This is a genomic window from Enterobacter sp. Ap-1006, assembly GCF_011752835.1.
In the GTDB taxonomy this organism is placed as follows: domain Bacteria; phylum Pseudomonadota; class Gammaproteobacteria; order Enterobacterales; family Enterobacteriaceae; genus Cedecea.
In genome coordinates, this window is the sequence record NZ_VWWU01000003.1 from 931,253 (window position 1) to 947,040 (window position 15,788).

General features: G+C 49.3%; 12 protein-coding genes. 4 read left to right on the forward strand and 8 right to left on the reverse strand.

The window, feature by feature from the left end; all coding sequences use genetic code 11:
- The first annotated feature begins 580 nt into the window (after positions 1 to 580).
- On the forward strand, positions 581 to 2,074 hold the full coding sequence (locus F3J28_RS12585) for an EAL domain-containing protein (RefSeq protein WP_166876349.1): 1,494 nt from the start codon (positions 581 to 583) through the stop codon (positions 2,072 to 2,074).
- Positions 2,075 to 2,667: 593 nt separating this feature from the next.
- Positions 2,668 to 2,901, forward strand: a complete 234-nt coding sequence (locus tag F3J28_RS12590) for a hypothetical protein (protein WP_166876352.1) — start codon at positions 2,668 to 2,670, stop codon at positions 2,899 to 2,901.
- Positions 2,902 to 2,951: 50 nt separating this feature from the next.
- Here the strand turns inward: F3J28_RS12590 and F3J28_RS12595 are convergent, their stop codons facing one another.
- The 5 genes from F3J28_RS12595 to F3J28_RS12615 all read right to left on the reverse strand — a co-directional run bounded on the left by F3J28_RS12595 (position 2,952) and on the right by F3J28_RS12615 (position 7,718).
- Positions 2,952 to 3,104, reverse strand: a complete 153-nt coding sequence (locus F3J28_RS12595) for a helix-turn-helix domain-containing protein (protein WP_166876355.1) — start codon at positions 3,102 to 3,104, stop codon at positions 2,952 to 2,954.
- An 87-nt stretch (positions 3,105 to 3,191) separates the two neighbouring features.
- On the reverse strand, positions 3,192 to 4,802 hold the full coding sequence (locus F3J28_RS12600) for an MOSC domain-containing protein (protein ID WP_166876358.1): 1,611 nt from the start codon (positions 4,800 to 4,802) through the stop codon (positions 3,192 to 3,194).
- 114 nt (positions 4,803 to 4,916) lie between these two features.
- Complete coding sequence (locus F3J28_RS12605) at positions 4,917 to 5,687, reverse strand: AraC family transcriptional regulator (RefSeq protein WP_166876361.1); 771 nt, start codon at positions 5,685 to 5,687, stop codon at positions 4,917 to 4,919.
- A 233-nt stretch (positions 5,688 to 5,920) separates the two neighbouring features.
- Positions 5,921 to 6,397: a WbuC family cupin fold metalloprotein gene (locus F3J28_RS12610; RefSeq protein WP_166876364.1), complete on the reverse strand. Its 477-nt coding sequence runs from the start codon at positions 6,395 to 6,397 to the stop codon at positions 5,921 to 5,923.
- Positions 6,398 to 6,713: 316 nt separating this feature from the next.
- On the reverse strand, positions 6,714 to 7,718 hold the full coding sequence (locus F3J28_RS12615; RefSeq protein ID WP_166876366.1) for an oxidoreductase: 1,005 nt from the start codon (positions 7,716 to 7,718) through the stop codon (positions 6,714 to 6,716).
- Between the two features lie 72 nt (positions 7,719 to 7,790).
- On the opposite strand from F3J28_RS12615, the gene F3J28_RS12620 reads away from it, so the two are divergent.
- Positions 7,791 to 8,762: an AraC family transcriptional regulator gene (locus F3J28_RS12620; RefSeq protein WP_166876369.1), complete on the forward strand. Its 972-nt coding sequence runs from the start codon at positions 7,791 to 7,793 to the stop codon at positions 8,760 to 8,762.
- A gap of 717 nt (positions 8,763 to 9,479) precedes the next feature.
- Positions 9,480 to 13,103 carry a DEAD/DEAH box helicase gene (locus F3J28_RS12625; RefSeq protein WP_166876371.1) on the forward strand — a complete coding sequence of 1,208 codons (3,624 nt, stop codon included), beginning with the start codon at positions 9,480 to 9,482 and terminating at the stop codon, positions 13,101 to 13,103.
- Between the two features lie 212 nt (positions 13,104 to 13,315).
- Here the strand turns inward: F3J28_RS12625 and F3J28_RS12630 are convergent, their stop codons facing one another.
- From F3J28_RS12630 to F3J28_RS12640, 3 genes are read right to left on the reverse strand one after another with little or no spacing between them, the layout of a single operon-like run.
- A complete protein-coding gene (locus F3J28_RS12630; protein ID WP_166876374.1) occupies positions 13,316 to 13,873 on the reverse strand; it encodes a hypothetical protein in 558 nt (185 codons plus the stop codon).
- Positions 13,870 to 14,223, reverse strand: coding sequence for a hypothetical protein (locus tag F3J28_RS12635; RefSeq protein ID WP_166876376.1), 354 nt, complete (start codon positions 14,221 to 14,223; stop codon positions 13,870 to 13,872). The genes F3J28_RS12630 and F3J28_RS12635 overlap by 4 nt, the downstream gene beginning before the upstream one ends.
- A 12-nt stretch (positions 14,224 to 14,235) precedes the next feature.
- Positions 14,236 to 15,570, reverse strand: coding sequence for an FRG domain-containing protein (locus F3J28_RS12640; protein WP_166876378.1), 1,335 nt, complete (start codon positions 15,568 to 15,570; stop codon positions 14,236 to 14,238).
- Positions 15,571 to 15,788: the final 218 nt, after the last annotated feature.

A 15,788-nucleotide genomic window follows, 5' to 3' on the forward strand; every position in this document is an offset into this window, starting at 1 on the left:
CCCCTAAGAGAACTACCCTCTCAATATTGGTGGGAGCCGGGGTGAAATATTAATAAAGTATCCTGACTCGTCTTTGAAATTATATTTAACAAAACATCAATATCATCACATTGCATTGATTTTAAATGTTTTTTATATTTCATCCTATTAGGATTTTTCCCTAAGTTTATTCTCAATAGCGCTTTTGAAATTAATTTCTATTGACATTCCACACGTTGTAAAGAAACTAGAGAAGAAACAGGAACGTTGACTAAAAATTCAAAAAACAGACTACACATAAAAAACAACAGGGATAATTTCGCTTAAAATAATTATAAAACATTCATTGCATTGAATTTATCATTAATATTACAGACGAATGACCTTCCAGAATTTATTAAAAGGAACTTAATATGCAGCGTTAATCTGGCATAAGCCGCAAATCTTAGTTTGCACATTTAAAAAGTAATACCTGACGCAGACATCTTTCATGCTGCGCCGGCCGGGCTTTCACATATCAAAAAAACCTCTGGCGAGGATATACCACGCAATAAAACCTATTGCATCGGGTATAGAAAATAATGACTAATGGACAATTGATATGAATATAACCTCACCGTTATTGCCTGTGCCACCTCAACATTCCCACGTTGAGTTTGTTTATCATATACTTTCTGCCTGTCATTTTTCCGCAACGGGTCTTTCTGAGTTGCTTCATGAAAAGGGAATGAATACAAAACTGATTAGCCCCGAGAAAAACAGCCGACTTATTTCTAAAAATAATGAAAGCGATGATTTTAACTATCTAATTGTTTTTATTCCCGAAGATCCTTTTCAGATGCTGATGACGCTGAAGAGCCTGATATCGCTATTACAAATGCATCACCATAAGATAAATATCCTGATCATAAGTGGGCTGTCGTCTTCCTGGCTGTTTAGTTATTTTAAAAATGTGATGCCGCGAAAATCGAATCTCAGTACCATCAGAGTAGTCAGCATTTTTACCAGCGTGGTTAAACTCAGAAATACGCTGCATAAAGACCTTAAAAACATTCCCACGCTTGTCTCGCTTGCCAGACAGGAAGAACGCAACGGCGGTCTGCGCCACGAAGGCCTCACTATCCATGAGGTCAATACGCTGCTGGAGCTTTTTAGCCCGTCCGGCCATGAAGATACCGCGGCAATAAAAAGCTTCAGTACTAAAACGCTCTATAACCTGCGTTCAAGTGGGTTAAAAAAGCTGGCGGCCATCCACCCGATGATGTCCAGACTGTTGCCGGGCCGGCATCGCAAAGCACAGCGCCAGTCGAAGCCCAGGGGATTAACGACCAGAATGCTCAGCAGCGAGGAGAGAAAAATTACCCATGCCCTTCAGCATGGCCTGATCTTCCCCGTTTTCCAGCCCATTGTAGACGGCGAGATGCAGATAGCGGGCTTTGAGATATTTTGCCGCTGGTACACTAACGGCAACGTATTGTTGCCGAAAGACTTTTTCCATGAGATCAGGACGCGAGAAACATGGATCATGCTCACGGCCTACATCATCAGAGAAGCCGTGGTGAATATAAATAACTATACGGGGAAATTGGAATTTTCTGTCAATATTCCACGGGTTCTCACTGAGAGTGCAGCCCTGTTTAAAATAGTCGAGACGGCCAAAGCTCAGCTGCTTGATCCGACCTGGATAAGCCGCCTGGTGCTGGACATTAACGAAAATGTGGATTTAAGCTATGAGTCTAAAACGGTAACGGTATTAAATCAGCTTGCCGGGTTGGGCATAAAGCTTGCGCTGGATGATTGCTTCGCTAAAAATAGCGTCACGTTTCCAGTCAGGCAGCTAAAATTTAATAGCTATAAGCTGGACCGCTATATCGTTGAAAACTTTACGAGTAATCTCGATGATAAACACCTCATTGATGGCTTAATCTATTATGCGAGCGTGACTGGTAGCCAGTGCGTGGCGGAAGGTGTCGATAACCCACAAAAGTTCCTTATGCTAAAGCAAATGGGCGTCAGTTTATTTCAAGGGTATTATATTTCGAAGCCGGTGCTCCGCGAGGAATTAGATGCGTTAGTTTTTCGTGGCATTCAATAATCGCTATACTTAACAATGTCATTCAGCTTGTAAAAACACCTCCATAATTCGCATTTTTGGGCGGGCAGGAATAAGTTTCTCTGTCCTGGTTATTTCGTTTATTGTCAGGCTGATAATTAATATATCGCCCAACATATGCATATATCATGAATAAATAAGCAAACTGCTGTATTTATTGATTGCCGCAGAGCCGTTCAGGTTAATACCGCCCACTACCGGAGCGGCCTCACCAGGGGTGCTTATGGCAGCTTTGCAGTGAAGCGCTGCTTCCTGGTAACAATGGATATAAATGATGATAAAGACAAGATGTACGGCAATGCCGCCAGCAAGGCAGCGGAAACACAAGCCACTATGCGGATAAACTGGCGCTTACCCTGAGAACCACGTTTAGATTTGCAAGAGCAATGGGTTTGGATACCAGAGCTTAAAGTGCGATTAAAGCCCGTTTTAGCGGGCTTTATGATAGAGCTCAACGACCTCCTCGGAGATTTGGCCCGCGCCTTATCTGGATAACGACCAGCTGTGTTTCAATATGCAGGCAGATAAAGGTAGCACCTGCGTAGGCAACGACCAGACAACGTAGTGGATGACCCGTGGACATCGGCGGTGAACCGCAGGGCCGCGACGATACCTGGTTCCGGGTAGTGCAGCCGGTCGTCAATGACAAAGAGATCGCCTATAAAATCGAAGGTTCACGGGACCAAAAAACCTGGGGCCTGGTTTCCAATGTGGAAATCAACCGCCTTACAGGCGGCGCGGTTGACTGGTTTGTGGCCGAACACCGCGGCACCGCGTACCAATGCCACCTGGAAGGCCCGAAAATTTAATGTATAGCTGAGGTATAGCGGTCGAATTAAACGCTATGCCTCTGGTTGTCTTATAGGCTGTGCGAACGCATTAATTTCTGTCGATCGATAAGGTTGCCCATTTCGTCGTAATAGCGGCTAAGCCAGATCTCCGATGGCACCCTACCTGACGCCTCGGCGATAATATGCTCGCCTTTAATTCCACAGTCAGACACAGCGCGCACAAAGCTTTAAACAAGCGCCCGCTGATATTTATATCTCTTCCAACACTGTCTTACAGTCGTAAGACAGCGTGTATTCAGGAGGACGGGCTAACGATTCGCCCCGGGCAACGAGATAATCAGTTCAGCCTGCTTCGCCCTGGAAACACAGGGTGTCATACAGCTTTTTCGCTCGCTTTGGCTTAACACCGAATCCCGGTGATCGACTTCGCCGTCATAATCTACCCTGCACTTGCCGCAGACGCCGGTTTCACAGGCAGATTCCAGCTGAATGCCGTGACCTCTGAGCGCATGGAGCATAGTTTCCTGCGGCTCCACCTGAATTTTTTGCCCCGTTTCTCTGATGGTGACGACAAAAGCGCTCTCCCCGCTTTGCTCTTCGGCGGCGAAGTTTTCAAAATGGACATAGTCAGCATGCCAGTGGCTGGCACTCTCTCTTACTCGCTGCACAAAAGCGGGGCTTCCACAGGTATAAACGTGCGTCCCTCTCGCGTGTGTGTCCAGCAGCTGGTTGATGTCCAGCGGGTTATCGAGCGAGTAAATCAGAACATGTTCTACATATTTTTCCAGCTGTGGCCTGAAGGCAAAGCTGCCCACGTCACTCACGCAATAGTGAAGCTCAAAGGTTTCTTCCAGGACCAGGGCTTCCTCTATCATCGGAATAAATGGCGTGATACCGATCCCGGCGGCAATAAAAATATGATGTTTATCCCGGGCCATGCTGAAATAGTTCGCGGGCTCAGAGACCGTTAAAATATCCCCTGGCCTGGCGGTTTGATGTAAATACTGAGAGCCGCCGCGGCTATTCGGGGCGTGATTGACCGCAATATGGTATTCGTTTTCAGCCCATGATTCACACAGGGAATAGGCTCTCGACAGGCCGTTGGGGAGCTGGAGAATAATATGCGCCCCCGCCGAATATTCAGGTAAAGCCCCATCGTCAACGCGGCTCAGAATAAAACGCTTAATCCCTTTAAACTCATCCACAATGTTGATGATGCGCATTTCAAGCCCGCCGCTGCGGCCCGACAGCCTTCCCCCCCAATCCTCAACGTCATTGTTTTCAAGGCGGCGCTGAAAGATGCTTTTGACTTCGTTTCCCAGCGGCTCCAGCTTCGCCAGCTGCCCGGTTACCGCCTGGTTGTCAGTTTCGGTATAGAGGTAGTGCAGTATTTGCGCGATGCTCCACTGCGGCCAGGCACGCACGATCACCTCGATGGGATCGCCGGCATGAATCGTCCCTTCTTTCAGGACGCGGTAAAACCAGCCTGTTTTACCGTTATCCTGCACAAATAGGGAGAGCGTAGGTTGTTTAAAGCGGTGATTAAGTTTAAAGCAGGGCTGCCTTGGCTGAGTGACCTGGAGGATTGCCGTCCCGGCCCGAACAATATCCCCGACGCACATATTGCTTTCATTCATTCCGCTGGTGACCAGATTTTCACCAAATCCGCCCGGAACAAACAACGAACCGGAGCCAGGGAATCGGCTGGCCAGAGAAGCATAATGCGCAGAGTCATAGTGCAGAATTGCCCTCTCTTCCCCACCATGGAAGGTTTCGGCCTGTTTGTCGCCGCTAAAACCGGTCAGGGTGACCTGAACACTGTTCGTCGGGTGCTTATCAATCCCGGTCCTGACCGAGAATAATTCTTTGACTTCACCTTGCCGTAATTCATCAATTGTTGTGCCAGGGTACACGGACATGCCTTTAATGTTGCCGGATTAATTCCCTCAGTGTACTGACTCAGGCGTCGTAAAAATTTAGAACAACTGACTAATAATTGCTAAAAACGGTCAAATGAAACCAGAGGGCTGTCGTCAAGCCTGGCCGATATAGCGCTTCGGAGACTTCCCCAGCGCCTTTTTGAACATGGTGATAAACGCGCTCACGGATTCATAGCCCAGCTGCTCTGAGACGGACTGCACGCTGCCCCCCGCCAGCAAACGCTGAAGCGACACAACGATATGCAGCTGCCGCCGCCACAGGCCAAATGTCAGCCCGGTTTCTTTCACCACCAGCCGGGTGAACGTTCTTTCACTCAGGGCAAGAAAAGCGGCCCATTCCCTGGCGGGTCTTCTGTCGGCGGGGTCGGCCAGCAGCATGCTCGCCACTTGCCTGAGCCTGGCGTCTTTGGACAGCGGAAAGTTCAGCCGCTCGGCAGGCATTTGCGCCATCATGGAAAACAGCAGATTAACCAGCTGACACGTCTGCTCCTGCCCCGCCTCTGCCGGTGATATCCTGGCTAAATGAAGGATCATTTCCCGTATCAGGGGACTGACCGCGAGCGTGCAGCTTTTTTCCGGCATGGCGGCCCGCGACGTTTCAATAAACACGAAGCAGAACGTGGCTGAAGCAGCCGGGGTATTCCTGTGCGGCAGACCGGTGGGGATCCACATGGCAGACTCGCTGGGCACCATCCATATTTCATCCTCCACTTCGCAGGTCATTGACCCGGTCACCGGCATAACCAGCTGGCCGCGCCGGTGAGAATGCAACGGCACGTCGAATGCTAAATCTGGTGCGGTGAGAAACAGCACATCGATCGGCGCCCCGGACGAGTCAGGGTCAAAGTAATCCATATCGTTCATATTTCAGGCGCCCATTAAATCCAGTTCGCAGAGATCTTACCCGTCATTACCGACCCACCGGGTACTCTGGTTATCAATTTTTTTATCAATAAACTCGATGACGTTCCCTGCCCCCACCCTGAGCAACAGGGCCACACACACCGCAAACACCAAAGTAACGGGCTAAAGCCGTTGTAGACGGCTTTACGTTTATTTCGTGAGGTCAGGAAAGAGATCGAGAGAGTCCGGGAATATTACAGGGAAAAACCGCCGTCACCCACTTGCGCTACGGCATACCATTTCATCAGCTCAGCCGCTCCCGGCTCATTTTCGGTGGGTGCCCATGGGGCCATATCTTGCTCAGCTACAGGCTGGTACGCCCCCTGTTTTACCTCAAAAATAACCCCACCTTTATCCAGTGATAACACCGCATGCCAGGTCCCGGCATCCGTCTCCAGCACCTTGCAGTCTTCACCTAACACAGCGCGCTGGGTCACGTTGCCATTCTCATCAAAATGCAATACCAAAAAGCGCCCGCTAAGGGGTGTCAGCAGCTCGAACGTGTGCGGATGGCGGTGAGGGCGAACATAAGTACCCGGTTCCATAGCAATAGCCAGGCGCTGAACAGGATCGCTCAATTCAGGATGGAGATTACGATTGGCACGTAAGCGAGGGGAGTTTGCAGCCTGCTCGCTTTGTTTTTGTAGATCGCTGAAAGTAATTTGTTTCATATTACCCTTTGTGAATGTAGGTCGCTCGCGGCACCGGGAGTCCGGATGCCGCAAGGTTTTATGCTATCTCAACGGACGATTAGCCACGGCATTCGCGGCACAAATCTCTGCCCGGATTATAGACGCTGGGACTAAAGTCCCATAGCCCCGGAACGGGTCTATTTACCATGCCGCCGGCGTTCCGGCCGAGGTTTGCTTCTGACTGGCCACGTGCTGGTAGTCAGTAAAATGCTTTTTTATGGGGATGTCTTCATGTGGCTTATGAAGACATCACTCACATTGGGGGGTTAAGTCATGGGGATCAGGTCTGACAGGCTCACTCTGGAAGCGTTGTCTTCAAAATGCTTTCGCTGATTGCCCACAAACGTCTGGCTGCAGCCGGATCAATGGCATACGGCTCTACATCGGTGTAGCTTTCTGTCGGTTGTCCGGGTGAAAAGGACGCCGTGCTTTCGAGGATTCCACTAATGTCCGAATTTGCGCAATAGACGCCGCCAATGCCCTCAAGCTGGGGGCTGACCGCGCACCATACATGGGTCGCAGCGCCTTGCGGGATAGATTTCATGTCACGATCGGGATCAATCACCGGCTCGCCATTGACATCGATATTGCCTCTGTTTTTCAACAGCTCGATCGTCATATGTTTCGCCAGGCCTGTCACGATACCGCCTGGATGCAGCGAAAACGCACGGATACCGTAGTCGCGGCCCCTCCGGTCAAGTTCTACGGCAAATAATACGTTAGCGGTCTTCGACTGGCCGTAGGCGTTCCATGCGTCATAGGCGCCGCGCTCGAAATTGACGTCATCCCAGTTGATGTCCGACCGGCGATGCCCCCGAGAAGAAACCGAAATGACGCGGGCACCGTGCGCACGAATCAACGCGGGCCAAAGCCGCAGGGTCAACTGAAAATGGCCGAGGTGGTTGGTCGAGAGCTGCATCTCATTGCCACGGCTGTCCCGGGCTAGCTCTGGTGTTGCCATGATACCGGCGTTGTTGATCAGGATGTGCAGCGGCAGCCCGGATTGCACGATGTCGCGAGCAAAGGCATCGATTGAAGTCGGATCGGTCAAATCCATCGGCCTGACATCGATTCCGCCGCCGACTTCGGCAATTGCCTGACGCGCACGATCCACATCGCGGGCCGGCACTATCACCCGAGCACCAGCCGAAGCGAGCGTTCGTGCAGTCTCAAGCCCCAGCCCGGCATAGCCCCCAGTGACGATGGCCAGTTTTCCAGTCAAATCAATACCCCGGATGACGTCAAGTGATGTGCTGTAGGCAGTGAAGCCTGATCCAATGGGTCTTTGCGAAGTCGTCATACAGAAAATCTCCTGGTTTATTGTCGAGATTTGCAGTTTGTACCGATAGTCATGGACTTTAAATGCGCTAAAATGCATTTTTCTTTTGCAAAAGTACAAAGAATGCCACGCGATCCGTTATCCCGAACGCTGGAGCTTATCGAGGCTCAGACAATTTATGCAGGCGGCTTTATCGGCGGCGGTGATTGGTCTGTCCGTTTTCCACCCCCCGGTAAGATTAAGTTTTTTGTGATGGGCCGTGGTTCGTGCCTGTTGGCTCTCGATGGAACCGAAACGCCCTTACGGCTAGCTGAAGGGGACGTTTTCCTGTTGGCCCGCAACGTCGGTTTCACCGTAGCGAGCGACCTGGCGTTGGTACCCCAGTTTTCGAGCGACATCTTCGCCAAAAGAGATTCGACCATCATTCCGGTCGGTCAGGGCAATGACTTCCTGTTTCTTGGCGGCCACCTTGACACCAGTCATGGCGGTGGGCGCCTGATGGTCGAGAGCCTGCCCGACTTCCTGCATCTCCCCGGCTCCGAAAGTGGCACAAGTCGCCTCGGTGGATTGGTCGCTGATCTGGTCGAAGAAGCCGCCGACCGCGCTCCTGGTGCGGAAATGGCATGCTCAAGCCTCGCGCATCTCCTTCTAATCCAAATCTTGCGACGCCATCTTTCAGTCGACCAGTGTGACCAGCCAGGCTGGCTTCGGGCAGCCTGTGATTCACGGTTAGCCCCGGCATTGGCATTGGTGCATGGCGATCTGACCTATCCGTGGACGCTGACAGATATGGCGCGTGCTTCAGGTATGTCACGGACCAGCTTCACCACGCATTTTCGAGCCATAGCGGGAGTTCCGCCACTCACTTATCTGACTGAATGGCGAATGCGGCACGCTGAGCGCGAGTTACGCCGTGAAGGGAGTTCCGTCACCAGGATCGCTCAATCGGTCGGCTACAGTTCAGAAGCCTCATTCGGTACAGCTTTTAAGCGTGTGATGGGCTATTCGCCCCGGCGCAACAGTCGAATACTTGCCAAAAACGTTGAGTTGCCCGATACCACCTGACTGGCGATGCGGTGAAATCCTTCCCTGTGCCGTACTGTGTATTCAGCTGCCGCAGGTTAAGTCAGCCGAAGGTGTGGGGTGCCTGGACGATGCGAATGGCCAGTGTGATGCCCACAACAGCTGTTGATACGGAGAGGCAAAGCTTAAGACAGGTAGCGTGAGAGTGGCCCAAATCTATGAAACAGGCAGCAGAATGATAGGGAAAAATCGTCCGGGAATAAGAGCCGATTCTTTTTCACCAATTTTTTCTGCTCCCAGTGACAGGTAAAATGGCACGGCATTGGGGTCAGGGTCACCAAGCCGGTTATTCCTGATTATGACTGGAGCATATTCGGGGTCAGGGTCAAAGGAAATCTACTTGCTAACAAGAGATCAAAGAATATAGAGGGCCTGGGCAATATGTCGCATATCATTAATGTGCAGGGACGAAGTCAATGTGCTTATAGACCCGAGAATAAAAATCTATCCAGATGTCGTAAACTTATTACTGTGCCTCAAGCTCACGGGTAATAGCCTTTGGCTAACTCTCAACTATCAAGTCATACCAACAAACCTGCATTATATTGATTTGCACAAAGTGCGTCTTCGCACGTAAGCAGCCAATTAAGCATCCCACCAAGATCTGGACTGCGCCAGGAGCGGAAGTTAATAGTTTTAGAGATCAAGCTAATTAGCATAATATCTCTTAACTGAAGAGATAAGGAGCCGCAGAAATAAATGAAGACACGGCAGTATGCGCAAAAATCAATCTTCGATCTGGAAGCAATCTTCGAACAGTCCCGCAACAATGTTAGTGAACTTGAACAGCTGTTGAGCGAGCTGACCTTTCGCAACACTGCCAGGGCGCGGACTCTGACGTCTAAAATCGAGCAATCTCTAACTGCAATTAGCGACCGCAGCGAGGTCGCCATGTCGGCTTCCAGCCCATCAACATGTAATCTCGATTCGGCGTCCATACAATTTTCTCAAGCAATGCCCCACAATGCACCTGCAACTGTAGAGCAACTGCAACCGAAGGCTATCCCAGACACTGCCATGCGACAGCAATTCGACAAAGGCCAAATCGATCTAGGTCCACTGCCGTCTTTCTCTCCGTCAGATAAAGCAAATGATGCGCGAGCAATACTGGCAGCATGGACAGCCCTCGAAGCACTATCGCCTCAAGGTTATAAACGCCCAGAGGATATGGCAACCGGCGACCGCTCCAGGGTTGCTCTATTGGAGCGAGGTGTTCCATGGGGACCAAATGCCCGCAGTAAGCCCAGTTATAAGCTTTATTTCGAGGTCGTCCTCGGCTCCATCGCTCTCGACAAGGCGACGGACGAGCTGGTCAAAGTTTTTGGCGAGGATGAGGAGCGTTCACGCCCGGACGGTAAGAAAGCGGCCATCGGCTCGATCCTGATCGACAAAGAAGGCTATGTGCTTGAGGGCAAAGGTGTCGCCGTTTCCAGTTTTGCCTGGGCACTCAAGCCGGCTCTCGATCTGAAGCTTGGGAGCTTAGGGAATTGGCCGAATGTTGAGCCACGCATTATCGAGCATCTGGATCGAATGGTTCGCCGCCACAACGAAGATGGAGACCCCATACCGATCGATCTGAATGTTGTTCATAACGCTTATAAATGGCTTGTATCGCAGTTCAGCGTACCCGAGCACTTGGTTGAGCCACCCACATTCGCGATTAAAGTGTTTCATCATTTCAAGGCCAAGGCACCGCCTGAACCTTCATTACTGAATTCCTTCTATCTTGAAGATCTCGGTGAAGCAACCAAATTGCTCGAGATGGGCAAAGCCGGAACCGGTTTGCTGCGCTACATGGGAATTGGAAGGCCTGACCAGAAAATCGACGTGCTGTCACCCATTTCCGCAGTCGAGCCATTTGTCGCACCGTCGCTCATGCCGCAGGCTCGTTGGCCTTCGAAAGACGGCCATCCATTGGTACTGCTTCAACAGGCTGCCGTGAATGCGGCGCGTGCTGAGCTGAATGATGCTCCAGGTATCATCGGCGTTAATGGGCCTCCGGGAACCGGAAAGACCACTCTTCTCCGGGATATTGTCGTTGGATGCATTCTTGATCGAGCCACGGCGATGTCCGGCTTCAACAAACCGCAGGATGCCTTTTCCACAACAGGCGAGAAGCTGGCATTCGGTTCCAATGCATTCCTGCACTTCTACAAGCTACATGCATCCTTGAAGGGTCATGAGATTGTCGTAGCGTCATCTAATAACAAAGCGGTCGAAAACGTCAGTAAAGAGCTCCCTCTCAAGGAAGCCAATGGTCGCCATGAACAGTTCGCCTACTTCCGATCCATCAGCGACCTGATTGCGAACCCCAAACGTGCCGGCTACTTCGAAGCCGAGGGCGACGCCCCCTCCGATCCTATCGAAACTTGGGGGCTGATCGCCGCTGCACTCGGCAAGGGCAGCAACCGAGGCGCGTTCCAGCAAGGTTTCTGGTGGAATGAGGACGGCGGTTTCCTTACCTACCTGAAAGCAGCTCGCGGCTTAAATGTCATGCGTGAGATCAAGGACGAACAAACTGGCGCAATCATTGATCGCGTGATGCCCAGCGTGGTCGTTAATGAGCGGCCCAGCACCAACGAAGCGGATGCTTTAGCGTCCTGGCGGAAAGCGCGAGCCGTTTTCCTTAAACTCAAGGAGACGGTAGACGCCGAAATCGCCAGCATCGAAGAGATGCGACGGAATATCCAGGCGCTCAAAGGAGCGACCTCCGAACTTCAAAGGGTGGAGCAGCGTCGTCCGAGTCTGAATGAAGCCGTCGAAGAGGCACACCAGATTGCTGAATCCTGCCAACGGGAGCATGAGAAGGCAAAATCTCAGATCGAGCAGGACAAGATCTTGCTCGACAGCCATCTTGCTGGCCGTCCAGGTTTCTTCTCCCGTTTGTTCGCTACTGTGGCCTGGAAATCGTGGAGATCGACACTTCAGAAGCTCTCTGCGACCTTGCAGCAATCAGTCTTAAAGGCGCAGGAGACAGACGGTGCCCTGGAGCTTGCAAGGACTGAGTGGAGCAATACTGAGACCCAGTTACAGCAACTCGACCAGGAAATTTCCAGCAAATGTCAGGCTGTCTCGAAATTGAAGGCAACCGAGGCAGAGGCACGAAACCGCATGGGAGACAGGGTCGTTGATGAGAGATTCTTCGAGCGTGAGCACGAGGCTATCCACCTGACTGCGCCATGGCTTCCCGATGAGATTCATCGCCTGCGGGAGGATCTTTTCGCCGCTGCCCTGACTGTGCATAAAACGTTCATCGATGCTTCGGCCAGCCGCTTGCAACACAATCTTGGGCTATTGATGTCGGGCATGGTAGCTGGTACCTTCCAGTCTTCCGCTCACCGTGAACTTCTCCCCGACCTTTGGTCGAGCCTTTTCATGGTTGTGCCGACCGTGTCCACGACATTCGCCTCTGTTCGGACGATGTTCGGGGATCTGCCACCAGAGAGCATTGGCTGGCTTCTGGTAGATGAAGCGGGCCAAGCCGTTCCTCAGGCAGCAGTTGGAGCTATCATGCGGGCAAAGCGCTCCATCGTGGTAGGTGACCCGTTGCAAATCCCACCTGTAGTTTCACTTCCTGAAAAGCTGAACGCCGAAATCTGCAAGTTCTTCGACATTGACCAAGTCGAATGGTCTGCCCCCGCCGCATCTACGCAGACCCTTGCTGATCAGGCATCGCGCTTCAAATCCACCTTCGTCATGGATGTAGGTGATCGAGAAGTCGGACTGCCACTGCTCGTTCACAGGCGTTGCCAGAACCCAATGTTCGATGTTTCTAACTCCATCGCCTATGCCGGGCAGATGGTCCATGCTGTCGGGCCTAAAAAACCTGGATCTATAGGCTCGGCTTTGGGGAGATCTCACTGGGTGGATATCAATGGCGATGCTGAGACGAAGTGGTGCCCCGACGAGGGCGAAGCGGTTGTACGAATGCTCAAAGAGCTGGCAGCATCGGGCATTACAAATCCGGACGTATTTATCATTACACCATTCAAGATCGTAGAGCAGAACATGCGTCGGCGTCTCGACAGTGAAACAGATCTGCTGCGGGCGTTCGGCGTAAAGTTGGATGAGTGGTGCCGTGATCGTGTAGGCACGATCCACACGTTCCAGGGCCGAGAAGCGGATACGGTCATCCTGTTACTGGGTGCTCCGAAAGCGAGTCAGCAAAGGGCGCGTCAGTGGGCGGCAAGCCCGCCAAACATAATCAATGTAGCCGTCTCACGCGCCAAGCAAAACCTGTATGTGGTCGGCTCGGCTGCTGCATGGGCAGGGGCGGGAACTAGTCTCCAGGTCCTGCATCGGCAATTGGCGCAATCAGCCTGACAATCTCCGAGGTGGCCCTCATTGTTGAGGGCTCATCGCGACTAGTCTTCAATTTACCTCAGTAGCGGACCGGGCATTATGTGCCACTAGCAGACCAAAACTTATTGTAAATCTTAGATTAAATTGTAAGACATATACTCTCCAGAGCTATTCATTTAATGAATCTCGTGGTCTCTGGATCGATTTATGTAGAGTGAGTGCTCATTAGGTTCTTAGTCCAATGAGTTATCACCACGTATCTTTGCGTTGTATATGCTTTCAATAAGCATCTCCTCGTGATGAGGCTTCACTGCACGACGTGATATCCAGAAGTAAATAAGGATCATTGCATAGCGAAAAGTGAGACTATTCATCTCAATGTAGATAACTAATTCATAGGAACCTGTGGCATTAAAAGCTCTTATATCCTCAGAGAAATTTGTAAAACTTTTCTCGACCCAAGCGCTTAACTGATTAGTCGTGTCCTGTGGCGGGGCTTGAATTATACGAATAGCCCTGTAGGTTTTAGGAACGTAGCCATAAAAGATAGGATTACAATCATTACTATCCCATCTTGTCTTGAAATCAAATAATTTATGCTGACGTTGCAGTAAAAATTCATTTTTCCTAAAGATATGTTCAAACGGAGGGCATAAATCAACTATTTCCCTCTCAAACTCCATTCCCGTTTCACGATTAGAATATAACTCATGAATTTTGTCCCTCCAGAAGTTGTGTGCCGCGAATGTATCTTCCAGCAGTATAATTGATTCATTGAGTTCACTATTCATATATTCCTCACTACTTTAAAGGCTACACCATTTAAGATCTCCACATCGACCCTTTCTCTGCGCGTGCTCCTGACCAGAAAGGATTTCTTCCTTTCAGCATTTATCCCGCCTGCATTGTAAGATTTATGGATAAACCTTTTTGCTTCATCAAATGCGTCTTTACGTAGCTTAGCATCCCGGCCCACAAGTTTTGATTCTAATTTCAGCAGCATTGCCTCCCCTTCTTCGGTAGAAGGAGGGATAGGGACAGCCCAAGACTCCGACTCTTCAAGTTTCAGGCCCTGAGCCTGAAACCGTCCTCGATGACCCGGACCAGTATATGTATGCACAACTGTTGTTTTTTTCGCCATGCTATCGTTCCCTTAGGATATGGATAAATACTTTTTAGCTATCTCCGACGCCGTTTTCTCCATGCTTGGGTATACGGTGCTTTCTGATATATTAAGCTGAGCGAGCTCTTCAAGAATTTCACTCTTATTGGCGATATCAACTCTGTCGAGTGGAAAGTCTTCCGTAGTTTCAGGAAGAACAGAATCCAGACCAAATAAAAGAAAAGCCCCCGACTGAAATTGAATTCGCTCATTGTTCACCTTTGCTTTCAAAAATACTATTTTATTCAAATCCTCAATTTTTATTCTATTTCTAAAGTATGTTTTCTCGTTCTGCACAAGCTCAGTAAGTTTATCTTTTAAACCTTCCACTTCCAAAGAATCGTTTTTACCGTCGATTACAGATAACAATTTCAATTGTTCATAAGGTATGAGTGATAGATTGGACATACAGCTAACCGTATCAGAGTCGTAAAACTTTATATTATTCCTTTCTGTTGAAAAAGAGATAACATGGCCATTTTCCTCTGAATTCTCACAACAAGCAAAATATAATGCTATCAATGGGTTAGATGTAATATCTAGTAATCTTGTTGGCAATCCGAAATGCTGCATCCGGACAAGTTTATCAATCGTAAAAATGTCATCTTTGAATTCATTTGGCCTAGCAGTTAGCATCTCGCGAACCATAATAGATTCAGAAAAAAGATGTTTGTAGGTTCCGTTTTCATGTTTTCTGAAAAGTGAAGGAACTAATTCATAGATGTTTTTTGAATGGCCTCTGTAGAATTTCTCAACCCCAGGATTTTTATTTTTATCGATGAAGTCCAGATACGATCTTACGTCAGTAACGACCGGATATTTTTTTTTGCTGAGTGTAACCTTACCTTTCCCGCTTTTCTTAACCCTTTCCAATCCGAGCTTATTAAGAACTTCATTCAGATCCTTGTCCTTTACAGCCCAGTGAGTGCGATTTAATCCAAAAGAGCCGAGCTCAAGCACATCTTTATATAATTTCGCATTAGGCCTCGATATTTCACCAAAATCGTGATTAATTTTAAATGAAAAAAGAATATCTTCTCCGGACTTATGCAGATCACTTATTATTCCCTGACGGATCCTGATATATTTATTGATATCATCCTCATCGTCTTTCGTGTAGACTTCGGTCATAAATAGCACCGGAAGACTAGCCAATGCTGATAAGGTATTAGGTCTTATTGGTATTAATCTGCTGAATATTTCGCTAGGTGTACCTTCCAGCATTCTGGATATCGAAAAGCTGTCCTTGCCCTCCGTGATGTCCGGATCCATACATTGCCAGCGGTCAAAAACGGTAGGTTCTCCGGCCATAATTAAGTTAAACATCGTAATCTCCTGAATTTACCCATGAGAGCATGAGATTTTCATTAGCATCTCTCTCTATTCTGTATGAAAGCAACCTCGCTAACCAATAACTGTTTACCTCTCAAAAGCAACGATCTTAGTAAGATTTATTTTAATCAATAACTAGAAAACAATAGTTAGAAGTAATTAAAATAGTTCTATTTCCCCCCACCATTACCCAACAAATTTTTAAATCACCT